Origin of the sequence: Paractinoplanes aksuensis (genome assembly GCF_024137025.1) — a bacterium.
Classification (GTDB): domain Bacteria; phylum Actinomycetota; class Actinomycetes; order Mycobacteriales; family Micromonosporaceae; genus Actinoplanes; species Actinoplanes aksuensis.
This window is the reverse complement of sequence record NZ_JAMYJR010000014.1, coordinates 1-25639: the sequence shown is the minus strand read 5'-3', so window position 1 is coordinate 25639 and position 25639 is coordinate 1. Positions and strand designations below refer to the sequence as shown.

Annotated in this window: 24 protein-coding genes; 15 read left to right on the top strand and 9 right to left on the bottom strand. The window is 71.4% G+C overall.

The window, feature by feature from the left end; all coding sequences use genetic code 11:
• Positions 1–12 precede the first annotated feature (12 nt).
• The 3 genes from M1L60_RS14885 (at position 13) to M1L60_RS14870 (ending at position 3888) form a co-directional block, all read left to right on the top strand.
• Positions 13–717 (top strand): ABC transporter ATP-binding protein, encoded by a 705-nt coding sequence (locus M1L60_RS14885; RefSeq protein ID WP_253238011.1) that lies wholly within the window; start codon positions 13–15, stop codon positions 715–717.
• Positions 714–2861, top strand: coding sequence for a YhgE/Pip domain-containing protein (locus M1L60_RS46975; RefSeq protein WP_256516499.1), 2148 nt, complete (start codon positions 714–716; stop codon positions 2859–2861). Before M1L60_RS14885 ends, M1L60_RS46975 begins: the two co-directional genes overlap by 4 nt.
• A gap of 403 nt (positions 2862–3264) precedes the next feature.
• Complete coding sequence (locus M1L60_RS14870) at positions 3265–3888, top strand: TetR/AcrR family transcriptional regulator (RefSeq protein WP_253238010.1); 624 nt, start codon at positions 3265–3267, stop codon at positions 3886–3888.
• Here M1L60_RS14870 and M1L60_RS14865 read toward each other — a convergent pair whose 3' ends face one another.
• The 5 genes from M1L60_RS14865 to M1L60_RS14845 form a co-directional block, all read right to left on the bottom strand.
• On the bottom strand, positions 3889–4956 hold the full coding sequence (locus tag M1L60_RS14865) for an ABC transporter permease (RefSeq protein WP_253238009.1): 1068 nt from the start codon (positions 4954–4956) through the stop codon (positions 3889–3891).
• Positions 4953–5837, bottom strand: a complete 885-nt coding sequence (locus M1L60_RS14860; protein WP_253238008.1) for an ABC transporter ATP-binding protein — start codon at positions 5835–5837, stop codon at positions 4953–4955. The genes M1L60_RS14865 and M1L60_RS14860 overlap by 4 nt, the downstream gene beginning before the upstream one ends.
• A gap of 76 nt (positions 5838–5913) precedes the next feature.
• Positions 5914–6570 carry a response regulator gene (locus M1L60_RS14855; RefSeq protein ID WP_253238007.1) on the bottom strand — a complete coding sequence of 219 codons (657 nt, stop codon included), beginning with the start codon at positions 6568–6570 and terminating at the stop codon, positions 5914–5916.
• Positions 6567–7838 carry a sensor histidine kinase gene (locus tag M1L60_RS14850; protein WP_253238006.1) on the bottom strand — a complete coding sequence of 424 codons (1272 nt, stop codon included), beginning with the start codon at positions 7836–7838 and terminating at the stop codon, positions 6567–6569. The genes M1L60_RS14855 and M1L60_RS14850 overlap by 4 nt, the downstream gene beginning before the upstream one ends.
• A 33-nt stretch (positions 7839–7871) precedes the next feature.
• On the bottom strand, positions 7872–8243 hold the full coding sequence (locus tag M1L60_RS14845; RefSeq protein WP_253238005.1) for a MerR family transcriptional regulator: 372 nt from the start codon (positions 8241–8243) through the stop codon (positions 7872–7874).
• 668 nt (positions 8244–8911) lie between these two features.
• Here M1L60_RS14845 and M1L60_RS14840 point away from each other — a divergent pair.
• The 7 genes from M1L60_RS14840 (at position 8912) to M1L60_RS14810 (ending at position 19423) form a co-directional block, all read left to right on the top strand.
• Positions 8912–10438, top strand: coding sequence for an amino acid permease (locus tag M1L60_RS14840; RefSeq protein ID WP_253238004.1), 1527 nt, complete (start codon positions 8912–8914; stop codon positions 10436–10438).
• 52 nt (positions 10439–10490) lie between these two features.
• On the top strand, positions 10491–11837 hold the full coding sequence (locus M1L60_RS14835; protein ID WP_253238003.1) for a glutamine synthetase family protein: 1347 nt from the start codon (positions 10491–10493) through the stop codon (positions 11835–11837).
• A gap of 118 nt (positions 11838–11955) precedes the next feature.
• On the top strand, positions 11956–13317 hold the full coding sequence (locus tag M1L60_RS14830) for an aldehyde dehydrogenase family protein (RefSeq protein WP_253238002.1): 1362 nt from the start codon (positions 11956–11958) through the stop codon (positions 13315–13317).
• The gene (locus M1L60_RS14825; RefSeq protein ID WP_253238001.1) at positions 13318–14082 is read left to right on the top strand and encodes a 3-oxoacyl-ACP reductase; all 765 of its coding nucleotides are present in this window, start codon (positions 13318–13320) and stop codon (positions 14080–14082) included. It abuts the gene before it with no gap.
• Between the two features lie 213 nt (positions 14083–14295).
• Entirely contained in the window at positions 14296–14991 is a 696-nt protein-coding gene (locus M1L60_RS14820; protein WP_253238000.1) for a gamma-glutamyl-gamma-aminobutyrate hydrolase family protein, read from the top strand.
• A gap of 14 nt (positions 14992–15005) precedes the next feature.
• Positions 15006–15755 carry a gamma-glutamyl-gamma-aminobutyrate hydrolase family protein gene (locus tag M1L60_RS14815; RefSeq protein ID WP_253237999.1) on the top strand — a complete coding sequence of 250 codons (750 nt, stop codon included), beginning with the start codon at positions 15006–15008 and terminating at the stop codon, positions 15753–15755.
• Between the two features lie 77 nt (positions 15756–15832).
• Positions 15833–19423 (top strand): SpoIIE family protein phosphatase, encoded by a 3591-nt coding sequence (locus M1L60_RS14810; protein ID WP_253237998.1) that lies wholly within the window; start codon positions 15833–15835, stop codon positions 19421–19423.
• Here M1L60_RS14810 and M1L60_RS14805 read toward each other — a convergent pair.
• A complete protein-coding gene (locus tag M1L60_RS14805; protein ID WP_253237997.1) occupies positions 19413–19724 on the bottom strand; it encodes an STAS domain-containing protein in 312 nt (103 codons plus the stop codon). The genes M1L60_RS14810 and M1L60_RS14805 overlap by 11 nt on opposite strands.
• 210 nt (positions 19725–19934) lie before the next feature.
• Between M1L60_RS14805 and map the strand changes: the two genes are divergently transcribed.
• Positions 19935–20792: a type I methionyl aminopeptidase gene (map, locus tag M1L60_RS14800; RefSeq protein WP_253237996.1), complete on the top strand. Its 858-nt coding sequence runs from the start codon at positions 19935–19937 to the stop codon at positions 20790–20792.
• Positions 20793–20806: 14 nt separating this feature from the next.
• Here the strand turns inward: map and M1L60_RS14795 are convergent, their stop codons facing one another.
• The 3 genes from M1L60_RS14795 to M1L60_RS14785 all read right to left on the bottom strand — a co-directional run bounded on the left by M1L60_RS14795 (position 20807) and on the right by M1L60_RS14785 (position 22500).
• Entirely contained in the window at positions 20807–21532 is a 726-nt protein-coding gene (locus M1L60_RS14795; protein WP_253237995.1) for a nucleotidyltransferase domain-containing protein, read from the bottom strand.
• A 63-nt stretch (positions 21533–21595) separates the two neighbouring features.
• The gene (locus M1L60_RS14790; RefSeq protein WP_253237994.1) at positions 21596–22021 is read right to left on the bottom strand and encodes a ferritin-like domain-containing protein; all 426 of its coding nucleotides are present in this window, start codon (positions 22019–22021) and stop codon (positions 21596–21598) included.
• Entirely contained in the window at positions 22018–22500 is a 483-nt protein-coding gene (locus tag M1L60_RS14785; protein WP_253237993.1) for a hypothetical protein, read from the bottom strand. The genes M1L60_RS14790 and M1L60_RS14785 overlap by 4 nt, the downstream gene beginning before the upstream one ends.
• Before the next feature lie 177 nt (positions 22501–22677).
• Between M1L60_RS14785 and rimP the strand changes: the two genes are divergently transcribed.
• The 4 genes from rimP to M1L60_RS14765 form a co-directional block, all read left to right on the top strand.
• Entirely contained in the window at positions 22678–23298 is a 621-nt protein-coding gene (gene rimP, locus M1L60_RS14780) for a ribosome maturation factor RimP (protein WP_253237992.1), read from the top strand.
• Positions 23295–24323, top strand: a complete 1029-nt coding sequence (gene nusA, locus M1L60_RS14775; RefSeq protein ID WP_253237991.1) for a transcription termination factor NusA — start codon at positions 23295–23297, stop codon at positions 24321–24323. Before rimP ends, nusA begins: the two co-directional genes overlap by 4 nt.
• Entirely contained in the window at positions 24301–24699 is a 399-nt protein-coding gene (locus tag M1L60_RS14770; RefSeq protein ID WP_438862111.1) for a YlxR family protein, read from the top strand. The genes nusA and M1L60_RS14770 overlap by 23 nt, the downstream gene beginning before the upstream one ends.
• Positions 24700–24791: 92 nt before the next feature.
• On the top strand, positions 24792–25639 hold an 848-nt coding region (locus M1L60_RS14765), incomplete at its 3' end, for a translation initiation factor IF-2 N-terminal domain-containing protein (protein WP_253237989.1).

Sequence of the window (25639 nt, the reverse complement as noted above, 5' to 3'; positions counted from 1 at the left end):
TCGGGAGCCGTCATGCCGGTGCTCATCGCGCGCGGGGCGGGCGTCCACCGCCGGCGCCACCGTTGGCTCTTTCACGACCTCGACGTGACGGCCGAGGCGGGTGACCTGGTCGCGATCACCGGACCGCCCGGCAGCGGGCGGACCACAGTGCTGCTGGCCCTCGCCCGCCGCTTCCGGCTCGGGGCGGGGAGCGTCGAGATCGACGGCCGGGCGTCGCTCGGTTACGTGCCCGACGTGTCCACCCCCGAATCTGTCTTCACCGTCACTGAGCACGTGCGGGAACGGCTGATGCTGCTCGGCCGCCCGCGCTCCGAGGCGGCCGGCGTCGAGCTGCACGGCCTTGACCCGCGGAAGCAGGGTCAAGACCTTTCCCCGTACGAGAAACAGGTCCTCGGTCTGGTGCTGGCCGAGCTCGCGGCCCCGGCCGTGATCGCGCTGGACGGCTACGACGACGGCCTCGACCATGCCGAGCGGGTCGCCCTGTGGCAGCTGATCACCTCGCTGACCGGCCGCGGCATCACCGTCCTGCTCACCGCCCGCGAGATCGACCCGGCCGAGGTGACCACCGTGATCCACCTCGGCGACGAGTCGGCCCCCGCGAACGAGCCGGTCCCCGCGAACGAGCCGGTCCCCGCGAACGAGCCGGTCCCCGCGGCGAACGAGCCGGAAGAGCAACCAGCCGCTGACGACCCCAGCCGCGAAGAGGCGAAGCCATGAAAGCCCTGTCCACGCTGTCCCTCGCGGGATACGAGCTGCGCCGCTTCCTGCGCGGCAACCTCACCCGGGCTGCCCTCGCCGCGCTGGCCGTGATCCCGCTGCTCTATGGCGCCCTCTACCTGTACGCCTTCTGGGACCCGTACGGCCGCCTCAACCACATCCCGGCCGCGCTGGTCGTCGAGGACCGCGCCGCCACCGCGAGCGACGGCACCAAGCTGCACGCCGGCAAAGACCTGGCCGATGAGCTGATCAAGCGCGAGGTCTTCGACTGGCACGTCACCGACGAGGCCGGCGCCGAGCGGGGTCTCACCGACGGCCGCTACCAGCTGTTGCTGCGCATCCCGGCCGAGTTCTCGGCCGACCTGGTCAGCGCGCCCGACGCGGCCGACCACAACCCGCGGGCGGCCGAGCTGACCGCGGTCAGCGACGACGCCACCAACTACCTGACCGGCGTCTTCGCCCGCACCGCGTTCGACGAGGTGCGCTCGGCCGCCGCGTCGAGCGCCTCGGCCGGCTACTTCGACAAGATGCTGATCGGCTTCACCGACCTCAAGCAGCAGACCGAACAGGCCGCGGACGGCGCGACCGAACTGCGCAACGGCACCGACAGCGCCAAGTCGGGCGCCGACAAGCTGGCCGGCGGTCTCGACGACGCCCGCAGCGGCGCCGGACAACTCCGAAGTGGTCTCGGCGCCGCCGGCCGGGGCGCCGGCGACCTGGCCGACGGCCTGACCCGGCTCAACGACGGGGCCCGCCAGCTGGCCACCGGCACCCGGCAGGCCGCCGCCGGTGGCCGGCAACTGGCGAGCGCGGTCGACGCAGCCGCCGACAAGGCCGAACCCTTGCTGCGCGACAACGCCGAGCAGATCGCCGACGCGGCCACCCTGGTCGCCCGGGGCGCCGACACGCTGGCCGCCAACATCGGGGCGATCGACAACGCCGCCGACCAGGCCGTCCGCAACGCCCGGCAGTTGCAGTCGTACCTGAACGGTTTGCCCGCCGACACCGAGGGCCTGGCCGACGCCAAGGCGCTGGCGGCCCGCCTGGTCACCGCGGCCGAACGCGTCCGCGACACAGTGGACGACGCCGACCTGGGCGCCCTGCGCACCGAACTGCGCCAAGTCGCGGCGACCGCCCGCCAGATCGCCGCCGCGGCGCCCCACCTGGCCGACGACGTGCAGGCCGCACGGGCCCGGGTCGACCAGCTGTCGGCCGGTCTCAACCGCCTCGCAACGGGCGCGGCCCAGCTCAGCAGTGGCACCGCCGAGGCCAAGCAGGGTGCGCTCGACCTGCGGGGCGGCCTCTACCGGTTGTCCTCGGGCGCCCGCGAACTCTCCGGCGGCCTCGGCCGGTTGGCCGGTGGCGGTCACCAACTGGCCGGCGGCCTGGGCCAGCTGCAGGGTGGCGCCGAAAAACTCGCGACCGGCCTGACCGACGGCGCCGGAAAGATCCCCGGGTACGGCGACAACCCCGGTGATCGGGCCGATGTGCTGGCCGACCCGGTGTCCCTCGACCGCAGCGTGCGTCACCCGGCCGGCACGTACGGCGTGGGTTTCGCCCCGTACTTCCTGGCCCTGGCCCTGTGGGTCGGCGCGATGATCACGTTCATGGTGCTGCGCCCGCTCAACCGCCGCTACCTGGTCTCGGAGGCCCCCAGCATCCGCGTCGCGCTGGCCGGCCTGCTCCCCGCGGTGGCGATCGGCCTGGTCCAGGCGACGCTGCTGTTCGTGGTGGTGCACTTCGCGCTCGGACTCAACCCGGTGCACCCGCCGGCCACCTGGGGACTGCTGGCGCTGACGGCGACTGTCTTCGCCGCGATCATGCAGATGCTGGGGGCGGCGCTGGGCGCTCCGGGCCGGATCGCCGCCCTGGCCCTGCTGATGCTCCAGTTGACGTCGTCCGGCGGCACCTATCCGGTGCAGACCTCGCCCGGCTTCTTCCAGGCGATCCACCCCCTGCTCCCCATGACGTACGTGGTCCAGTCGGCCCGCCACACCATCGACGGCGGGCCGTGGGGGACGGTGATCCAGGGCGGGCTGCTGCTGGTGGCGTACGGGTTGGGCGCCTTCCTGCTGACGGTGCTGACCGCCCGCCGCAAACGCCGCCTGACCCCCAGCGACCTCCACCCCGAACTGGTGCTCTGACCTGGCGAACGCGATCCAGCTCAGGCCCGGCTGCACCCGCCGAGCCGAGCTGGCTCATGGAATCGAGCGGGATGCGGCGGCGATCGCTTTGTGGATAACCGAATGCTCGTACCTGTGGACAGGCGGCACGATCGGGTTTGACAGAGCGTAAGGTCACCCCACAACGCCCCGAGGCGGGTGGGGGTTTGGGATGGCACCGGCCTCTTTTGCAAGATCCGCAACGCTTGCGCGGCCACCGAACGGCCACTGCGCTCGCTGTGGCGAGAGCATCTGGCTCTACGGGGCGTGCCGATGAGGGCTGTGCGTTGCACCGAGGGGCGCGCATCGCCGCGGGCTCGGGTCGCGGCGTGTAGCGCAGAGGATTGACTGAGATCGGTACGTGGAGAGGCGAGGGCGCGCGCAAGTGGTGGCAGCAGGGCCGGAATCGGCCGCGGACGGGCGGGCGCGGCGGCGGGTCGACACGCGGCAGCGGCTGTTCGAGGCGGCGGTCGAGTTGATCGCTGAGCAGGGATTCTCGGCCACGACCGTCGATGACATCGCGCAGCGGGCGCAGGTGGCCAAGGGCACCGTCTACTACAACTTCAAGTCGAAGACCGATTTGTTCGAAGAGCTTCTGCGCCACGGCATCGGACTGCTCACCGACGAGTTCCGGGCCGCGGTGAAAGGGCTGCCGCCGCGCGAGGCGGTGGCAGCCCTGATTCGCAGTCAGCTCGAGTACATCCGTCGCTACCGCGCCTTCGCCCAGCTGCTGCTCTCGGAGATGTGGCGCACCAACCGGGAGTGGCAGCAGACCCTGATTCTGCTGCGGGAGCAGGCCATCGGGGTGATCGCCGAGACCGTCCAGGCCGGCGTCGACTCCGGTGATCTGCCGGCCGACCTGGACGTTCGCGTGGCCTCGTCGGCCCTGTTCGGGGTGGGTCTCGTCGTGGCCGTCGACTGGTTGGTCTTCATGCCCGAGCGCCCGATCGCCGAGGTCGAGGAGTCCCTGCTGGCGATCGTGCGCCGGGTCGGTGGAACGACCGCGTAGCTACACCGTGGTGCGGGACCGCCAGGCGGTGGCCCACGAGGTCTTGCCGTTGGTGCGCAGCAGCGAACCCTCGTAGACACGGGCGCCCACCGCCAGCAGCGCGACCGCCGTGACCGCCATGACGAGCAGGGCCAGGAACGGCTCCCAGCCCGCGGCGTCGCCGTTGAAGATGCGGGTCGGCATGGCGACCGGGGCCGAGAACGGGATGTAGGACAGGATCCGCATCGCGAACTCGTTCTCGCCCAGGAAGATGACCGCGAAGAACGGCAGCATGACCGCCATCTGCACCGGCTGCGAGACGCCGTTGAGGTCTTCCGGGCGGGAGGCCAGCGCGCCCACCCCGGCCCACAGCGCGGCCAGCATCACGAAGCCGACCAGGAAGAACGCGACGAACCAGCCGATCGTGGGCTGCAACAGATCGAGCACCCCGGGGTCGATGCCGGCCAGCCGGGCGCCGATCAGGGTCACGATCGCGATCAGCGCCACCTGCACGAACGCCAACAGGGTGAGCGCCGCGACCTTGCCCGCCAGCAGGGCGCGGGTGGGCACGCTGGCGACCAGGATCTCGACGATGCGGGTCTGCTTCTCCTCGGTGACGCTCTGCGCGATCTGCAGGCCGAACAGGAACGACGTGAAGAAGAAGACGAAGGCCAGGGCGAACGGCACGATGTACGCGAGGAAGGGGTCGATCGCACCGGGGTCGAGCAGCCGCACCGGGGGCGCGGTGCTCAGCGCGGTCACGACCTCACCGGGGCGGTCGTCCATGGCGATGACCTCGGGACCGGCCAGCACGGCCGCGTCCACGTCGCCGTCCCGGACGAGCTGCTCGGCCGCGGCGTCGTTCGCGACCACCCGTACCTCAAGGTCTTCCTGCTGCTGCAGCACGGTGGCCGTGGCCTGGTCGGCCACCGCGACCGACGTCGGGCCGCCCGAGAACAGCACCGGGAGCACCGTCACGGCGATCGCGAACAGCAGGAAGAAGATCGTGCTGAAGATGAACGTCTTGTCGCGCAGCTTGACCCGGATCTCGCGGGCGGCGACGACCTTGGTGGCGTCGAACGTGGTCATCGGACGACCTCTCGGAAGATCTCGGTCAGGGACGGGACGACGGGACCGAAGGAGCGCACCGGGCCCCGCTCGAGCGCGGCGTGCAGCACCTTCTGGTCGTCGAAGCCGGGGTCGAGGTCGAAGACGGCGCGCGGGCCCTCCAGGTCGAGCAGGGTGACCCCGGGCTGGTCGCGCAGCCAGCCGGCGTCGGTGTCGACGACCAGTTGGTAGCGCGGCAGGGCGTGCTGGGCGCGCAGCGCGGCGCGGTCGCCGGCGGCCCGGATCGACCCGTCGGCGATGATCACCAGGTCGTCGCAGAGGCGCTCGACCAGTTCGAGCTGGTGGCTCGAGAAGAGCACCGGCACGCCGGCCGAGGCGCGGTCGCGCAGCACGTCGACCATCGTCTCGACGGCGATCGGGTCGAGGCCGGAGAACGGCTCGTCGAGCACCAGCATGTCGGGCTCGTGGACCAGCGCGGCGGCCACCTGCGCCCGCTGCTGGTTGCCGAGCGAGAGCGCCTCCAGCTTCTCGCCGGCCCGCTCGCCCAGCCCCAGGCGGTCGAGCAGTTTTTTCGTACGCTCCTCGGCCGCGGAACTGCTGAGGCCGTGCAGCCGCCCGAGATAGACGACCTGGTCGTGCACGGTCATCTTCGGGTAGAGCCCACGCTCCTCGGGCATGTAGCCGAAGCGCTGCCGGATCTCACGGGTCAGCGGCTTGCCGTCCAGCGTGACTTCACCGCTGTCGGCGGCCAGCACCCCGAGGATGATCCGCATCGTGGTGGTCTTGCCGGCGCCGTTGGCGCCGACGAAGCCGGTCAGTTTGCCGCTACCGACTCCGAACGTGACGTTCCTCAGAACGGCCCTGTCCCCGAAGCTGCGGCTGACGGAATCGACGTTCAGCATGCCTATGACGCTAGGCAAGATGCCCGGCGAATACGTCCGGCGCAAGCATGATCATCCGGGTCCTCCGCGCGGAGGACTACCCGCCCGGGCGGACCACCCCCAACTCGTACGCCAGAACGACGGCCTGCGTGCGGTCGCGGGCCCCCAGCTTGGTCAGGACGCGGCTGACGTGGGTCTTGACCGTGGTCTCGCCGAGGTGCAGGGCGGCCGCGATCTCGGCGTTGGTGGCGCCCCCGGCCAGCTCGACCAGCACCTCGTGCTCGCGCGGGGTCAGCTCGCCGAGCCGGGCCGCCGGTTCGGCCCGCGGCAGCCCGGGCCGGGCGAAGGCCGAGATCACGCGGCGGGTGATCTCGGGCGCCAGCAGCGCGTCGCCGCGGGCCACGACCCGGACCGCCTCGACCAGCGACTCGGGCGAGCTGTTCTTGAGCAGGAAGCCGCTGGCGCCCGCCTCGAGCGCCGCGAACAGGTAGTCGTCCCGGTCGAAGGTGGTGAGGATCAGCACCGACGGGCCACCGCCGGCGGCCACGATCCGGCGGGTCGCTTCGAGGCCGTCCATGCCCGGCATCTCGACGTCCATGAGCACGACGTCGGGGGAGTGCCGGGCGGTCGCCTCGACGGCCTGGGCGCCGTTCTCGGCCTCGCCGACGACCTCGATGTCGTCCTCGAACCCGAGGATCACCCGGAAGCCGGTGCGGACCAGCCGGTGGTCGTCCGCGAGGAGGACCCGGATCACGACGTCACCGCCCGTTGCGCGGGAACCAGCGGCAGCCGGGCCCGCACGCGGTAGCCACCGGCCGACCGGTTGCCGGTCTCGACCGCGCCGCCGAGCAGGGCGACCCGTTCCCGCATGCCGATCAGGCCCATCCCGCCCTCGCCGTCGGGCCGGCCGGCGCCCCGCCCGTCGTCGGCCACGTCGATCTCGAGCTCGCGGGCCAGGTAGCGCAGCCGCACGTCGATGGTGGACGCGCTCGCGTGCTTGAGGGAGTTGGTCACCGCCTCCTGCACGATCCGGTAGGCGGCCTGCGACGTCGAGTCGGGCAGCGGTACGGCCGGGCCGAACACCGCGAACTCGGCCGTGAGCCCGGCGTCACGGGCCCGGTCGAGCAGGTCGGCCACCTGGTCGACGCCGGCCGCCGGGGCCGACACCGGCTCGTCGGCCGTGCGCAGCGCGCCCAGCATGCGGTGAAGCTCGTCGACGGCCGTCCGCGCGCCCTCCTCGACCGAGGTCAGCGCATCGCGGGCGGTGTCGGTGTCGCGGTCCATGGCCCGCCGGGCCGCCGCGGCCTGGATGCCCATGACCGAGACGTGGTGGGCGACGACGTCGTGCAGCTCGCGGGCGATCCGCAGCCGTTCGGTGACGACCGCGCGCTCCTCGGCTGCGGCCCGGGCCTCGCGCAACTTCTCGGCCTGCTCGACCAGGGCGGCCTCCCGGCGGGCGGACAGCCAGGCGGTCTCGCCGAAGAAGAAGGAGAAGCCGAAGACCACCATGTTCATCAGAACCTGGGCGACGAGCGCGGACAGCAAGGGAGGCAGCTCGCCCGTGCCGTCGGCGAAGTCGCTCTCCTGGATCGACCCGGTCGCGATGAGCCACGCTATGGCCAGCCAGCCGAACATCACGGCGATGACCGTGATCCGGAGCCAGCGCGACCGGTTCCTGTCCCGCCCCCACGCGCCCGCGGCGTAGATGGCCGCGAAGATCGCGCCCGAGGCGAACTGGATCTCTTGCGACTCGCGCACCTGGCCGGCGACGAACACCACCGCGGTGACGACGAGGACGAGCTCGGGATGGCTGCGGCGCCAGATGAGCGGGATGCTGATCGCTAACGCGAAGGCCAGATGTTCGGCCGCGCTGCGCTCGACGCCCCACACGAACAACCCGACGCTGCGGCTGAGCATGACGTGGAACAGCGCCGCGGCCGTCACGACGAGGCCGATGACCAGGTCGATGCGGCGCTGGCGAGGGGTCGGCCCGGGCCGCTGCCAGTCGTCGAGGCTGCTCATGCCCCATAGGCTGCCACAGCCGCCCCGGCGGGATCAGGGTGCGCGGTAGTACTGGGTTTTTGCGATGTCGGGGTGGGTCTGGGTGGGGATGTCGGCATCGTCGTCCGAGGTCAGGACGCCGCCGAGCTCGACGATGCGGCGGTGGGCGGCGGCCAGCCGGTCTTCCAGGGTGACGATGCGGCAGGCGGCGCCGATCTGGATGCCCTCGTCGAGCAGTTGGCGGGCCCGCAGGGCGAGTTGCAGCTGGTGACGGGAGTAGCGGCGGTGGCCGCCGAGGGAGCGCTCGGGCTCGATCAGGCCCGCGGCGCCGAGGCTGCGGAGGAAGGCCGGCGTCACGCCGATCATGTCGGCGGCGCGGCCCATCGTGTACGCCGGGAAGTCGGCGTCGTCGAAGGTCGTGCTCACGGTGCCCTTCTTCGGGGGTGTGCCGAGGGGTCACGCACAATCCAAGGCCCCGGCGGGTAACCGGGGCCTTGGCTTTTCAATTCTGGTGCCGGCCGTCGCCGGCGCGTTCGGTCGTCCGCCTGCGTGCCGCTAGCGGACCACCTGAGTAAATGGCATCGGCTGCGATCACCTCTTGTCGGGTCAGGGACGTTGCGCTTAGGCGTTGCTGCGGTATCTCGTCCTCCTTAACCAACTGCAGGGTCTTTGCCATGTGCTTGTCGGCTGTGCGTGGCCGACGCCACAGACTCTATGCCGATGACCGCCGGATTTCTAGTACCAGCGCTGCAGATTTTTTGGACAAATCGCAAAAGGTATTCGTGTTGTCGCAGGTGAGCGCTGGGGCTGGAGTGCGGGGCGCGGGGCGGGCGCACGGCGCGGCGATGCCGCGTGAGAGAGAGGTGACCGCGCCCCGCGCCGCCGCGGGAACGGGGCGCGAGTGGCGGCCCCGGGTGCTCGCGAAGCCGGCCGAGGGCTCGCGTGCAACGTGTGATCTGCGTACAAGTGTGTGGGTTGGGCCGGGGGCCGGGCAACGCAATTAACGCTGATCATTGACGTGTGTAACAGTGCGGCGAGATCATCACGGCACGCCGTGGCCTCGGTCACAGCACCCTTCGGTAAGGGAGCCGCAGATGAGCGTCAACCCCGCACCCAGCACCGACGAAGAACGCCTTGCCCAACTCGGCTATCAGCAGGAACTGCATCGCCGACTGTCCGGCTTCTCGAACTTCGCGGTCTCCTTCTCGATCATCTCCATCCTGGCCGGCGCGATCACCTCGTACGGCATCGCCATGACCGCCGGCGGCCCGATGGCCATCACCCTGGGCTGGCTGTTCGTCGGCATCATGGTGACCTTCGTGGCCCTGGCCATGGCCGAGGTCTGCTCGGCCTATCCGACCGCCGGCGCGCTCTACTGGTGGGCGGCGGCACTGGCCAAACGCAACAAGGCCGCCTGGGCCTGGTTCGTCGGCTGGTTCAACTTCCTCGGCGAGGTCGCGGTCACCGCCGCCATCGACTTCGGCGCGGCCATCACCACGTCGGCCTTCCTCAGCCTGACCTTCGACATGGAGGTCACCACCGGCCGCACGTTCCTGATCTTCCTGGTCATCATCATCGTGCACGGCCTGCTCAACACGTTCGGCGTCAACCTCGTGCGGGTGCTGTCGGACGTCAGCGCCTGGTGGCACCTGGTCGGCGTGGCCGTGATCGTGGGCGTGCTGGCCATCGTGCCGGACACCCACAAGCCGATCTCCGAGGTGTTCACCGAGGTTCACAACGCCACGGGCTTCACGTTCGCCGGGGCCGGGGTGTACGCGGTGTTGATCGGTCTGCTGATGGCCCAGTACACGTACACCGGCTACGACGCCTCGGCCCACGTGGCCGAGGAGACGCACGATGCCGCGCGGGCCGCACCGCGGGGCATCGTGATGTCCGTGGTCGTCTCGGTGATCGCCGGGTTCGTGCTGCTGTTCGCGATCACCTGGTCGATCCAGGACTACGAGGCGCAGCGGACGACCGATCTCGGCCTGCCCCCGGCGCAGATCTTCATCGACGCCGCCGGTCACAACACGGGCACGTTCCTGCTGTTCATCTGCATGGTCGCGCAGTGGTTCTGCGGCATGGCCTCGGTGACCGCGAACTCGCGGATGTCGTACGCCTTCGCCCGCGACGGCGCGCTGCCGGGCTCGCGGCTGTGGAAGAAGGTCAACCCCCGCACGGGTACGCCGACCAACTCCATCTGGCTCTGCGTCACCCTCTCCACCCTGCTGGTGCTGCCGTCGCTGTGGAACACGACGGCCTACCTGGCGGCGACCTCGGTCGCGGTCATCGGGCTCTACATCGCGTACGTCATGCCAGTTTTCCTGCGGCGGATGAACCCGGGCTTCGAACGGGGCCCGTGGCACCTGGGCAAGTGGAGCGCGCCGGTCGGCTGGATCGCGATCGTGTGGGTAGGAATCATCTGTGTGCTCTTCGTCCTGCCCACGGCCAGCCCGATCACGGCGGCTAACTTCAACTACACGATCTTCGCGGTGCTGGTCGTGCTGGCCTTCGCCACGATCTGGTGGTTCGTGAGCGCCCGCAAGTGGTTCACCGGCCCGAAGCAGAATCTGATCGAGAAGGCCCACCACGGCGAACAGACGATGCCGACCGAGAACTGATCGATGGGGCCGGGCTCCCACAGAGCCCGGCCCTCACAGAGGGGACAACCTGATGGATCTCGAGGAACTGGACGTCTCCGTCGACAACGGCAGCATCGACACCGTGCTGCTGGCGCTCACCGACATGCAGGGGCGGTTGCAGGGCAAACGGCTGCACGGCCGCTACTTCATGGACGAGGTGGTCAGCGGGGGCAGCGAGGGCTGCAACTACCTGCTCGCGGTGGACGTCGACATGAACACCGTGGACGGCTACGAGATGTCCTCGTGGGCCAGCGGCTACGGCGACTTCGTGATGAAGCCCGACTTCACCACGCTGCGCCGCGTGCCCTGGCAGGAGGGGACGGCGCTCGTGCTGGCCGACCTCGAGACCACCAGCGGTGTGCCGGTCTACGCGTCGCCCCGGCAGATCCTGCAGAAGCAGCTCGACCGGCTGGCCGCGCACGGGCTCACGGCGTACGCGGGAACCGAACTTGAATTTGTGCTCTACAAGGACACGTACGAGCAGGCGTTCGACAAGGGCTACCGCGATCTGCTGCCCGCGAATCAGTACAACGTGGATTATTCGATGCTCGGGACGGCCCGGGTCGAGCCGCTGCTGCGTCGCATCCGCAACGACATGTACGGCGCCGGGCTGCTGCCCGAGAGCGCCAAGGGCGAGTGCAACTTCGGCCAGCACGAGATCGCGTTCCGCTACGCCGACGCGCTGACCGCGGCCGACAACCACGTGATCTACAAGAACGGGGCCAAGGAGATCGCCGCCCAGGAGGGCATGGCGCTGACCTTCATGGCCAAGCCGAACGGGCGCGAGGGCAACTCGTGCCACATCCACTTCTCGCTGCGCGGACAGGACGGCAAGTCGGCCATGCTCGGCGACGGCCCGGCCCACCTCAGCGTGACCGGGCAGCGGGTGCTGGCCGGGCTGCTGGCCACGATGCGTGAGTTCAGCCTGCTGTTCGCACCCAACATCAACTCGTACAAGCGGTACCAGCCGGGCTCGTTCGCGCCGACCGCGCTGCGCTGGGGTGTCGACAACCGCACCTGCGCGCTCCGGATCGCCGGCCACGGGCAGGGCATGCGGGTCGAGAACCGGGTGCCGGGCGGCGACGTGAACCCGTACCTGGCCATCGCGGCGCTGGTGGCGGGGGCGCTGCACGGGCTCGAGAACGAACTCGAACTGGAGCCGGAGACCCCGGGCAACGCGTACGAGGACGCGACCGCGGAGCGCGTGCCGACCACTCTGCGCGAGGCCCACCAGCTGTGGCTGGGCAGCGAGGTGGCGCAATCGGCGTTCGGGCCCGACGTGGTCGGCCACTACGCCAACATGGCCCAGGTGGAACTGACGGACTTCGACGCCGCCGTCACCGACTGGGAGCTGCGCCGCGGCTTCGAACGTATGTGATTTCGTCGCCCAACATGCCCACCCCGCCCGACCTGGGGGCGGGCCCGACCCTATCCGAGATCGGGCGGACCGATCGGGTTGTCCACAGGCCGATTTCACGTGTGTAAGGATCCAGCTCGTGAGCACAACTGACGTGATCAACCCGGCGACGGGTGCGGTCTTCACGACCGTGCCGTCGCTGGATCTCGCCCAGACCGACGCCGCCATCGAGCGCGCCGCGAAGGCGTTCACCGCCTGGCGAGCTGTGGCGCCCGGTGACCGCGCCCGGCTGCTGCGCCGGTTCGCGGCCGTGGTCGACCAGCATCTGGAAGAGCTGGCCGACCTCGAAGTACGCAACGCCGGCCACACCATCGGCAACGCCCGCTGGGAAGCGGGCAACGTGCGCGACGTCCTCGACTACTACGCGGGGGCGCCCGAGCGGCTCAGCGGCCGCCAGATCCCCGTGGCCGGTGGCCTGGACGTGACGTTCCACGAGCCGCTGGGCGTGGTCGGCATCATCGTGCCGTGGAACTTCCCGATGCCGATCGCCGGCTGGGGTTTCGCCCCCGCGCTGGCGGCCGGCAACACCGTCGTGCTCAAGCCGGCCGAGCTCACCCCACTGACCGCGATCCGGCTCGGCGAGCTCGCCCTCGAAGCGGGCCTGCCCGAGGGCGTCTTCACGATCGTCCCCGGCAAGGGTTCAGTGGTCGGCCGGCGGTTCGTCACCCACCCGGCCGTACGCAAGATCTGCTTCACCGGCTCGACCGAGGTCGGCAAGGGGATCATGGCGGGCGCGGCCGACCAGGTGAAACGGGTGACCCTGGAGCTGGGCGGCAAGAGCAGCAACATCGTCTTCGCCGACGCCGATCTGGAGAAGGCGGCCGCGTCCGCCCCGGGCAGCGTCTTCGACAACGCGGGCCAGGACTGCTGCGCCCGCTCCCGCCTGCTGGTGCAGGAGTCGGTGTACGACAAGTTCCTGGCGCTGCTCGAACCGGCCGTCAAGTCGTTCCGCGTCGAGGAGCCGGCGAACGCGACCGCCGAGATGGGCCCGTTGATCTCGGCCGGTCATAGAGACACCGTCATGTCGTACGTGGAAGGCTCCGATATCGCCTTTCGGGGCACCGCTCCGGAAAGCGACGGCTGGTGGTTCCCGCCGACGGTGCTGCTGGCCCACTCGACGGCCGACCGGCACTGGCGTGAGGAGGTCTTCGGGCCGGTGCTCTCGGTGCTGCCGTTCAAGGACGAGGCGGACGCGATCCGGCTGGCCAACGACACCGAGTACGGACTCTCGGGCTCGCTCTGGACCCGCGACCTGGGCCGGGCCCTGCGCGTCTCGCGCGCCGTGGAAACCGGAGCGCTGAGCGTCAACAGTCATTCGTCGGTGCGCTACTGGACCCCGTTCGGCGGCATGAAGCAATCCGGACTCGGTCGTGAGCTGGGCCCCGACGCCCTACTGTCCTTCACCGACGTCAAGAACGTATTCCTGGCAATGGGAGATTAAGTGGAGCGTTTGCAAGATCGCGTCGCCGTCATCACGGGCGCCGGCAGCGGTATCGGGCTGGCCACGGCCCGGCGGTTCGCGGCCGAGGGGGCCAAGGTCATCGCGGTCGACATCTCGGAGGAGGCCGGTCAGGCCGTCGCCGACGAGACCAAGGGCGAGTTCGTCGCCTGCGACGTGTCCGACGAGGAGCAGGTCAAGGCGCTCTTCGACGGTGTCGCCGAGCGCCACGGCCGGGTCGATATCGCGTTCAACAACGCCGGCATCTCCCCGCCCGACGACGACTCGATCCTGGTCACCGGTCTCGACGCCTGGGAACGGGTGCTCAAGGTCAACACGACCTCGGTCTTCTTCTGCTGCAAGTACGCGATCCCGCACATGCAGCGGCAGGGCAAGGGCTCGATCATCAACACCGCGTCGTTCGTGGCCCTGCTCGGCGCCGCGACCTCGCAGATCGCCTACACCGCGAGCAAGGGCGGGGTGCTGGCGATGACCCGCGAGCTGGGCGTGCAGTTCGCCCGCGAGGGCATCCGGATCAACGCGCTCTGCCCCGGCCCGGTGGCCACCCCGCTGCTGATGGAGCTGTTCGCCAAGGATCCGGAGCGGGCCGCGCGCCGGCTGGTGCACGTGCCGATGGGCCGGTTCGCCGAGCCCGACGAGATCGCCGCGGCGGTCGCGTTCCTGGCCAGCGACGACGCCTCCTTCATGACCGCGTCGCAGTTCGTGGTCGACGGCGGAATCACCGGCGCCTATGTAACTCCGCTGTGATTGTTTAAGACTCCGTTTTCACGGGCACGACCCCTTAACACCCGAATGTCCGGGTGCAGGGGTCGAATCCCCGCTCGCGCCGGTCGATCCCGGTGCGGGTGGGACAGAGGGACCCGGGCGCGGCGCCGCTCTCGAAAGAGGGCGACGCCGCGCGCCCCCTTTTATCGGCCGTTCAGCGGTTGATCCGAATCCTGATCTGGATACGGTGACGAGATGCGTCCGATCATCGGCATCACAACCTATGTGGAATCGGCCACCTGGGGTGTGTGGCGCGACCTCCCCACCACGCTGATCCCGCACGACTACGTGGCCGCGGTCAGCCAGGCCGGCGGCCGTCCCGTGCTCCTGCCCGAGCACGAGGACACGGATGTGCTGGGAATGCTCGACGGTCTGGTGCTGGCCGGCGGCCCCGATCTGGACCCCCGGTTCTACGGGGCCGAGCCCGAACCGCTCACCGTCACCCGCCCCGATCGGGACCGGGCGGAAATGCTCCTGGCCCGCCGGGCGTTGGACATGGAAGTACCTGTTCTCGGCATCTGCCGCGGGATGCAACTGTTGACCGTGGCCGCCGGTGGCACCCTGCACCAGCACCTGCCCGACGTCCTCGGTCACGAGAAGCACCGCCCGGCGCCCGGCGTCTACGGCGAGCACGACGCGTCGTTCGAGCCCGGCAGCCGCATCGCCGGACTGATGGGCGACGACCTCGCGATCCGGTGTTTTCACCACCAGGGTGTGGCCGATGCCGGGAAGCTCACAGTGACCGGACGCGCCGAGGACGGCCTCGCCGAAGCAGTCGAGGATCCCGACCGGCGGTTCGTACTGGGCGTGCAATGGCACCCCGAGGTCGTTCGCGACGAACGGCTCTTCGGCGCGCTCGTTGCCGCCGCACGTCAGCACCGCAGCTCATAGGAGGAAAGCACCAGATGCGCAGGCCCCTGATCGGCATGACCTCGTACGCCCAGCAGGTCCAGTACGGCAGCAACGACCTCATGGCCGGCATGCTCCCCATGACGTATGTGCGCGCCGTGCACGCCGTAGGTGGCCGCGCGGTGCTGATCACCCCGGACGACCCGGGCGCCGACGTCCTGGAATCGCTCGACGGCATCGTCTTCTGCGGCGGCAACGACATCGACCCGGCGTACTGGGGAGCCGAGCGGCACCCCGAGACCGAGATCGACAAGGAGCGGGACGAGTCCGAGATCCTGCTCATGCGGGCCGCGCTCGAGGCCGACCTGCCGCTGCTCGGCGTGTGCCGGGGCATGCAGGTGATGGCCGTCGTCGGCGGCGGCTCGCTGCACCAGCACCTGCCCGACCTGATCGGCCACGACCGCCACCGCGCCTCGTCCGGCACCGACCCGCTGGCCGCGGACGCCTCGGCGTACGGGCGGCACGACCTGATCACCGAGCCCGGCTCCCTCGTGCACGGGCTGCTCGGCGGGCACACGATCGTGAACTCCTTCCACCACCAGGGGGTCGACGACCCGGGCTCGTTCACGGCGACCGGCTGGTGCCCCGACGACCGGGTGATCGAGGCGTTGGAAGACCCGGATCACACGTACGCGTTGGGCGTCCAGTGGCACCCGGAGCGCACGAACGACCTGCGGGTGTTCGCCGGTCTGGTCGAGGCCGCGGCCAAGCGCTCCGGACTGAGGCCGGAGGCCTTCGCCGCGTAACCACTCAGCGCGCCCGGAGCCGTTCGTGGTGTTACGGTGCTCAACCGAACCGGTTGGTCGGACGGGGTGGGAGGGCCATGGCCGCGAGCTCGGACGACGTCCTCCCGGGGCGGCTCCGCGCGGCCTTCGAGCGAGGCGGCGAGATGGGCCGCCGCATGCTCGAGCTCGACTGGTCGGCGAGCCCGCTCGGCCCGCCCGCCGGGTGGCCGCCCGAGTTGCAGAGCGCGGTGGCCACGATGCTCGCATCCCGGGCCCAGATCGTCATCTTCTGGGGCCCGGAGTATTGCTCGCTCTACAACGACGCCTACATCCCGGCCATGGGCGACAAGCACCCCTCGTTCCTGGGCCGGCCCGGCCGCGAGATGTGGGCCGAGGCGTGGTCGGTGCTCGAGTTGCTGTTCGACGGCGTACGGGCCGACGGCGAGGCGTTCTGGGCCGGCGACCACCCGTTCATGCTCGAACGGCACGGCTTCCTCGAAGAGACCTACTTCGACATCTCGTACGACCCCATCCGCACCGAGTCGGACCAGGTCGACGGCATTTTCTGCATCGTCAGCGACACCACCGGCCGGGTGCTGGGCGAGCGGCGGGCGCGCACGCTGAGCGCGCTCGGCTCGCGTCTGGCCGACTCGCCCGACCAGGTGGCGCTGACGGCCGAGGTGGCGGCCGTGTTCGCCGAGAACGCGGCCGACGTCCCGTACGCCGAGCTCGTCCTCGTCGACGAGGACGAGCTCGACGAGGTCACGCCGCCACCTGCGGTCGTCCGGCAGGTGGTCGAGACCGGGCAGCAGGCGTCGGCGACGTTGCGCGAGATCACCGCCGCGCCGCCCTCGGCCGCCGACCAGGCGCTCGTGCTGCCGGTCACCGTCGGCACGCAGCGGGTCGGCGCGCTGATCGTCGGGGTGAGCCGCTATCTGGCGCTGAGCGGGGGCTATCGCGACTTCCTCGAGCTGGCGACCGCGCAGATCTCGCGGGCGGTGGGCAACCTGCGGGCGTACGAGCAGGAAAGGGCCCGGGCCGTCGGGCTGGCCGCGCTCGACCGGGCCAAGACCAACTTCTTCTCGAACGTCAGCCACGAGTTCCGTACGCCGCTGACCTTGATCCTGGGCCCGCTGGAAGACCTGCTGGACGACCCCGAGCTGCCCGACGACCAGCGCGAACGGCTCCTGCCCATGCAGCGCAACGGGCTGCGCCTGCTCAAGCTGGTCAACACGGTGCTCGACTTCTCCCGCCTCGAGTCGGGGCGGTTGCGCGCCGCGTACCGGCCGACTGACCTCGCCGACTACACGGCCCGGCTGGCCAGCACGTTCCGCTCGGCCGTGGAACGGGCCGGCCTGGTGCTGGCGGTCGACGCCCCGCCGCTGCCGGCGCCGGTCCACGTCGACCGCGAGATGTGGGAGAAGATCGTCCTCAACCTGCTCTCCAACGCGGTCAAGTACACCGAGCACGGCCGCATCGAGGTCGCCGTGCGGGTGGCCGACCGGGGCGCGGAGCTGACCGTGCGCGACACCGGGGTCGGCATCCCGGCCGACCAGTTGCCGCTGCTGTTCGACCGGTTCCACCGCGTCACCGGCGTCTGGTCCCGCAGCCACGAGGGCACCGGCATCGGCCTGGCCCTGGTCCGCGAGCTGGCCGAGCTGCACGGCGGGACGGCCGGGGTCGAGAGCGAGCCCGGCCAGGGCAGCGTCTTCACGGTCACCGTGCCCTTCGGCACGGCCCACCTGCCGGCCGACCGCCTGTCCGGCGGGGGCGAACGGGTGGTGGCCGAGTTCGACGCCCGCCCGTACGTCGAGGAGGCCGGGCACTGGTGGGCCGGGGACGAGCCGGCGCCGCTGCCGGTCGCGCCGTCCGCCGCCACCGGCCGTCGCCGGGGCCGCATCCTGCTGGCCGACGACAACGCCGACCTGCGCGACCACCTGGCCCGGCTGCTGCGCCCGCTGTGGGACGTCACCACCGCGGTCGACGGCCGGGCCGCCCTCGAACTGGCCGCCCGCAACGAGTACGACCTGGTGCTGACCGACGTGATGATGCCGCGGCTGGACGGCTTCGGCCTGATCACCGCGCTGCGGTCCGACGCCCGCACCCGGGAGGTGCCGATCGTGGTGCTCTCGGCCCGGGCCGGTGAGGAGGCGTCCAGCGAGGGGCTCGCCGCCGGCGCCGACGACTACCTGGTCAAGCCGTTCTCGGCCCGCGACCTGACGGCCCGGGTGCGGGCCAACCTCGACCTCGGCCAAGCCCGCCGCGAGATCGTCAACCGGCTGCGGGGGCTGGTCGACACGGCGGTCGCGGTGAGCACGGTGCGCACCACGGCCGAGGTGCTCGACGTGGCCGCCCAGCACGTGCGCGACATGACCACGGCCGGCCGGGTGGTGGTCACCGTGCCCGGGGCCCGGGCCGAGGTGGACGCCGGGGCCGACCCGGTGGCCCGGCCCGACGTGGTGCTGCCGCTGCCCGACACGTCCGGCGCGACCGTCGGCGAGCTGCGGGTGTGGGCCTCCCCGCTGGGCACTCCGGAGCCGGCCGTGCTGACCCAGCTGGCCCGCATCATCGGGCTGCGGCTCGAGAACGCCCGGCTCTACGAGGCCGAGCACCGGATCGCCAGCACCCTGCAGCACAGCCTGCTGCCGCAGACCCTGCCCCGGGTGCCGGGGGCCGTCGTGGCCAGCCGCTACCTGCCGGGCAGTTCCGAGGCCGAGGTCGGCGGCGACTGGTACGACGTGATCGCCACCCCCGGCGACCAGGTGTTCCTGGTCATCGGCGACGTGGTCGGCAAGGGCGTGCAGGCCGCGGCGGGCATGGGCCAGCTGCGCAACGCGCTCCGGGCCTACATCCTCGAAGGCTTCGACTGCGGCGAGGCGCTGACCCGGCTCAACCGGCTGGTCGACAACCTGGGCCGGCGGCAGTTCGCGACCGTGGTCTGCGTGCGTTTCGATCCGCGGCAGCGGCGGCTGCACTACTCGTCGGCCGGTCACCCGCCGCCGGTGCTGGTGCCGCCGGGCGAGGCCGGCTCGTTCCTCTACAGCACGGCCCTGGGCCCGCCGATCGGCGCGCTCAGCGACGTCGAGTACCCGACGCTGGTGACCGACGTGCCCGGCAACTCGAGGCTCCTGCTGTTCACCGACGGCCTGGTCGAGGATCGTACGACCGGCATCGACGCCGGGCTGGCCGAGCTGGTCAGCGACGCCGCCAAGCCCGCCGAGCACGTCGAGGACCTGCTGGACACGCTGCTGGCCAAGGCGGCCCGGCGGCCCCGGCGCGACGACATCGCGCTGCTCGCGCTCGAGGCGACCGAGCCCCGCGAGTTCGTGCTGCGGCTGCCGGCCGAGCCGACCCGGCTCAGCGTGCTCCGCCGCCGCCTCGACGACTTCCTGACCGGCAACGACGTGCCTGAGGCGGACATCTTCGACCTGACCGTGGCCGTCTCCGAGGCGGCGGCCAACGCGATCGAGCATCCGGTCGATCCGGCCGAGGCGAGCATCACGGTCGAGGCGGCGGTGACCGACGAGGCGGTGACCGTAACCGTGCGGGACACGGGCCACTGGAAGCCCAGCGAGTCGGGCGGCTTCCGCGGCCGGGGGCTGGCGCTGATCGGTGCGCTGACCGAGTTGTCGGTGGTGCGGTCCGAGGCCGGCACCGCGGTGACGCTGCGGCGCCGGTTCAGTCGCTGAGCCAGGGCTGGGTCGACAGCCCGGAGATCTCGAGCACGCGGCGCACCTGCGGCGACGGGAGCACGGTCAGCCGCTCGCCGTAGTGCTCGGCCAGCCGCAGCAGCGCATGGATCGCGGCCGAGTCGAAGAAGGTGACCGCCCGCAGGTCGAGCGTCGCCGCGGGCCGGCCGTCCCGGATGCTCGTCTCGAACATCACGTCCGCGGTGGACATGTCCACCTCGCCACCGACCGTCACGACGACCCGGTCGGCCTCCATCGCCGCCGTGGCCGTGAAGTTCGGGTCCGCCCCCTCTTGATCCACGCTGACACGATTACACAGGGGCCTGGGAGCGGCAAGAACCGGCCGATCGGCCTCAACCGAGCCGTTATGGTGCGGTGGCCGCCACAGTGAATGGCGGCGGTCCGGCTTATAGGCTTCGGGTATGACCGACTGCACCGAGCGGCACCCGGCCGCGCCGACCTACGACCTCGCAGGCGAGGGCCAGGAGGGCATGCCCCAGGAGGCTCAGCCATGACCGTGCGCGCGCCGTTGGCGCCGGGGAAGCAGACGCCCTGGCGGGCGGTCCCGGCCCAGATCGTCCGTCCTGAGTACGTCGGCCAGAAGCGCCCGAAAGAGTGGCGCGGATCGCACGTGCAGACCGCCGAGACCATCGACAAGATGCGGATCGCGGGGCGGTTGGCCGCGCAGGCGACCCAGCTCGCCGGTGAGCACTGCAAGCCCGGGGTCACCACCGACGAGATCGACGCGGTCGTCCACGAGTTCCTGTGCGACCACGGGGCCTACCCGTCGACGCTGGGTTACAAGGGCTTCCCCAAGTCGTGCTGCACCTCGCTCAACGAGGTCATCTGTCACGGCATCCCCGACTCGACCGTGCTCGAGGACGGCGACATCATCAACGTCGACGTCACCGCCTACCTGAACGGCGTGCACGGCGACACCGACGCCACCTTCCTGGTCGGCGAGCCCAGCGAAGAGGCCCGCCTGCTGGTCGAGCGCACGCACGAGGCGATGATGCGCGGCATCAAGGCGGTCGCGCCGGGCCGCCCGATCAACGTGATCGGCCGGGTCATCGAGTCGTACGCCCGCCGCTTCGGCTACGGCGTGGTGCGCGACTTCACCGGCCACGGCATCGGCGAGACGTTCCACTCCGGGCTCTACATCCCGCACTACGACAACCCGCGCCTCGACACGGTGATGGAACCGGGCATGACCTTCACCATCGAGCCGATGATCACGCTCGGCACCTACGAGTACGAGATCTGGAAGGACGGCTGGACCGTGGTCACCAAAGACCGCCGGTGGACGGCCCAGTTCGAGCACACCCTGGTGGTCACCGACGACGGGGCCGAGATCTTGACCCTGCCGTGACGGCGGGCGGGTGATCACTCGAACAGCAGCGCCAGGTTGCCGTCGACCGGTTTGCCCCGGGCGGTCAGCTCCTCGGCCTGCTGCTTGAGCACCCCGCCCAACTCCTGCACGTCGGCCCCGGCCAGTCCGGTGCGCTTGACGGCGTCGGCCGTGTTGCGGAAGTACGTACGGGTGAGCAGCCCCGTGACCAGGGCCGCGTGCAGCCGCGACTCGGCGATCATCACGAGCGCGGCGTCCGTCTCGTACCACTCGGCCAGGCGTACGGCCCGGCTGTGCGCGGACGAGGCGATCTGCCAGTCGTGCCGGGCCAGACCGCTGAACTCGGCCGGCCGGGTCTCGGCCAGCCGGCCCAGGTGGGCATCGCGCTGGCGGCCGAACCACCCACGCGGGTCGAGCAGCGCGCGGGTGGTGACGAACCGCTCGGCCTCCAGCGGCCAGCGCGGGGTGAGCTGTCGGGCCTGGCGCAGCCCCTCGTCGGCCGTCACCACGTGCAGGTCGACCAGGATGCCGTCGACCTTGCGGAGCACCGGGCGGGGACCGGCCCCGGGGCGATAGGTGACGACGGTCAGATTGACGTCGCTGCCGTCCCGGTCGTCGCCGTGCGCGAGCGAACCGTGCACACCGATCGCCTGCACCTCGGCCGGCCAGCGGTGCTCGATCACGTCGCACAGGCGGGTGGCCAGGCGGCCCCGGGGCGAGGTGGAGTCGATCTCGTCCTGCACCCCGTCATTCTCGGGCATCCATGCGTACGCGGAAGGTCTACGCCGCGTAGCTAGGAAAGGAACATAAGGGTCTGGTCGGGGTCATTCGGGGCGGCCGGGGAAGGGGAGCGTCGCGGGGGTGACCTCGGCCAGGCGGCGCCAGCGGGTGGCGCGTACGGCGGCCTCGGTCATCGCGGCCAGGGCCGTGCCGCGGTCGTTGCCGGTGGTCACGGCCAGGACCGGCCGCCACGACTGGGCGACACCGTCCTCGATCTGGATCGCCAGCTTCAGCGCGGTCGCCCGATCGGTGACCGGGAACGGCAGCTCGTAGCCGGCCGGTGAGGGCGCGGAGCTGGCCTTGACCGCGGCCAGCCGGGCCACGAGATAGTCGCGACGGCCGCGGTGGGCCTGCTCGGCCACGCGCGCCTCGGTCTCGTCGCCCCGGCTGTTCAGCCGGACCCCGATCACCCCGTACGCGTAGATCGCCGCCTCCTCGGCCGCCAGCGCGGCCCCCAGCTGCGGGTTCATCGCAGCGCCTCGGCGTGGGTGGCCCGGCACGCGGCGATCGAGCCGACCAGACCGGCCCGCTCGGGGGTGGCCGCCTTGCATGCGGCCACCGCGGATTTCTGCGCCGCCTGCTCGGCCGTGCGCAACGAGGCCACCGTCCCGGCCGCGGCGTCGGCCGGCCCGCTCGGGGCCGAGCTCGCCCCGGCCGACGGCACCACCGCCCCGATCAGCCGGGCCAGTTCGGCGGCGTGGACGCGATGGTCGTCGGCCAGGGGAGTGAGCCGCGCGGCCAGGCCGGGCTGGCTGAGGATCGCCCGATCGTAGGACGCGGCCAGGGCCAGGGCTTCGTCGAGCAGCGGCTGGAGGGGGTCGGGGGCCGCGGGTGGCTCGGGTTCGTCGTCGAGGAGCCCGCAGCCGCTCATTCCTAAAACGGTCAGCCCCAGAACGTTCAGCCCGGCGGTGCCGAGCACGCGTCGCCGGCTGTGTCGCGTCACACTCATCCGCACCGCGCCAGTCAACACCATGAGTCACGCGTCGTGAGCTGCGGATGGCGCGGAATCGGTGCGGCGCTGAACCGGCTCCCCGCGCAGCGCGTTACGCTCTGTCTCAGCCGCGGGGCATTCCTGCCCGGCGGCATACAGTCGTTTGTCCAATCGCTGAAAGAAGGTCGAGCACCGATGACGCAGCGTGGTGGTCGCGCCGGCGCCCGGCCCGGTCAGGGTCCCGGTGCGCGGCGTCGCCGCGAGGACGAGCAGGCCCGCGTCCCCGCCGCCCCACGCGTCGACCTGGTCGCCGCCCGCGCCCGGGTGCGCGCGGTGATCGAACCCGTCGTCTCACAGGCCGGCTACGACCTCGAGGACGTCGCCGTCGCCCGGGCCGGCCGCCGCCACGTGGTGCGCGTGCTGGTCGACACCGACGGCGGCATCAGCCTCGACGACGTGGCCGTCGTCTCCCGCGAGATCTCCGCCGCGCTCGACGCGGCCGAGGAGTCGGGGGCCGAGGTGATCGCCGGCGAGTACCAGCTCGAGGTCGGCTCGCCCGGCATCGACCGGCCGCTCACCCTGCCCCGCCACTGGCGGCGCAACCGGGGCCGGCTGGTCGCGGTCAACGGGCTGACCGGCCGCATCGTCGAGACCGGCGACGAGGGCATCGTCCTCGACGTCGACGGCACGCGGCACGAGCTCAGCTTCGACGGTCTGGGCGCGGGCAAGGTGCAGATCGAGTTCAAGCGGCTGGACGAGGCCGATTTCGGCGACGACGAAGACGAAGACGACGACGAAGGGGAGGGCGAGGAATGAACATCGACCTCGCGGCGCTGCGCGCCCTGGAGCGCGAGCGGGAGATCCCGTTCGAGACGATTCTGGCGGCCATCGAGACGGCACTGCTCACCGCCTACCGGCACACCGACGGCGCGCAGGGCCACGCCCGCGTCGAGATCGACCGCAAGAGCGGCGTCGCCTCGGTGCTGGCCCAGGAGCTCGACGCCGACGGCACGGTCGTGCGCGAGTGGGACGACACCCCGCACGACTTCGGCCGCATCGCCGCCATGACGGCCAAGCAGGTGATCCTGCAGCGGCTGCGCGAGGCCACCGACGAGCAGCACTTCGGTGAGTACGCGGGCCGCGACGGCGACCTGATCACCGGCATCGTCCAGGCCGACGCGGCCCGGGCCGAGAAGGGCATCGTGCTGGTCGACCTCGGCAAGATCGAGGCCGTGCTGCCGCAGTCCGAGCAGGTCCCGGGCGAGGCGCCCTACCAGCACGGCACCCGGCTGCGGGCGATCGTGGTGCACGTGGCCAAGGGCTTCCGCGGCCCCCAGGTCACCCTGTCGCGCTCCCACCCGGCCCTGGTCAAGAAGCTGTTCGCGCTCGAGGTGCCCGAGATCGCCGACGGCACGGTCGAGATCGCGGCCATCGCCCGTGAGGCCGGTCACCGTACGAAGATCGCGGTGCACTCGAAGGTGCCGGGCGTCAACGCCAAGGGCGCCTGCATCGGCCCGATGGGTCAGCGGGTGCGGGCCGTCATGAGCGAACTGCACGGCGAGAAGATCGACATCATCGACTGGTCGGAGGACCCGGCCCAGTTCGTCGGCAACGCGCTCTCCCCGGCCAAGGCGCTGCGGGTCGAGGTGGTCGACGCGGCCAGCCGGACGGCCCGGGTCACCGTGCCCGACTTCCAGCTCTCGCTGGCGATCGGCCGCGAGGGGCAGAACGCCCGGCTCGCCGCCCGGCTCACCGGCTGGCGCATCGACATCCGCCCGGACAACGAGCCGGCCACCCCCTCCGCACCGGCCGACCGTGATGCGGCCGAGGCGGGAAGCTGACCGGATACGCGTTCCGGACGCACGAGGAGTAGACTTTCGAATGGTCGGCCCGACGCGCACGTGTGTCGGTTGTCGCAAGCGCGCGCCGGCTGCCGAGTTAATTCGGTTCGTCGTGGCCGGTTCCGGGGTTGATCTCCGGCTCCAGCCCGATCCGAGCCGCCGACTGCCGGGCCGGGGAGCGCATCTGCATCCCGATCCGGCTTGCTTCGCGCTGGCGGAGCGGCGCCGAGCCTTCGGGCGGGCGCTGCGACTCACCGGTGTTGCTGACACCGGTTTGCTGGCCGAGCACATCCGTACGGTCATGCCGCACGGAACGACCGATGACGTGGCCATGGTGGCCACGTCACGACCCAGCAAGGTAGGACGACCAAGATGAGCACACGATGAAGTCCCTGAAATGAACAGGCTTCTAGTGCACGAGTGAGGTCGTTGCGGGTGCGCTCGCACGACCTCGAAGTGAGGAGTGCAGTGCCAGGAAAGGCCCGCGTACACGAGCTCGCGAAGGAGCTCGGGGTCGACAGCAAGACCGTTCTCGCCAAGCTCAAAGAGATGGGCGAGTTCGTCAAGTCCGCATCCAGCACGGTCGAGGCCCCGGTGGCCCGGCGGCTGCGTGGCGCCCTCGAGGCAGGTTCCGCTCCGGCGGCCCCCGCCGCGTCGGCTCCGAGCGCACCCGCGCCCACCTCCGCCCGGCCGGCCCCGCCGAACGCACGGCCTCAGCCGCCGCGTCGGCCCACGGCCGCCCCGGCCGAGGGAGCGCCCAGCGCCCCCACGTCCCCGGCGCCGTCGCCCGGTCCCTTCGCGAGTCCCAAGCCGTCGGCTGCCCGCCCGGGTCCCAGGCCCGGTCCGGTCGCCAAGCCGGCGAGCGCCCACGACATCGAGGTCGCGGCGGCCGAGGCCCGTGCCTCGGCCCTCAAGGCCGAGCAGGAGGCCGCGGTCAAGGCCGCACAGGCCGCCCGCACCCGCGACGCCGAGCGTCGCGCCCAGCAGCCGCCGGCCGACGGTGGCTCGCGTCCGCGCACCCCCGGCCCCGGTTCGGTGCCGCCGCGTCCGGGTTCCCCGGCCGCCGGCCGTCCCGCGGCTCCCGGTGCGCCGGGCGGTCCGCGTCCCGGCCCCGCCGGTGGCGCTCCGCGTCCGCCGCAGCGCGGTCCCGGTAACAACCCGTTCGGGGTGTCCGGCGGTGGGGCTCGTCCCACGCCCGGTTCGATGCCCCGGCCCAACCAGCCCGGCATGCCGCCGCGGCCGAGCCCGGCGTCCATGCCGCCGCGGCCCAGCCCCGCGTCCATGCCCGCGCAGCGCCCGGCCGGTCCCGGCCGGCG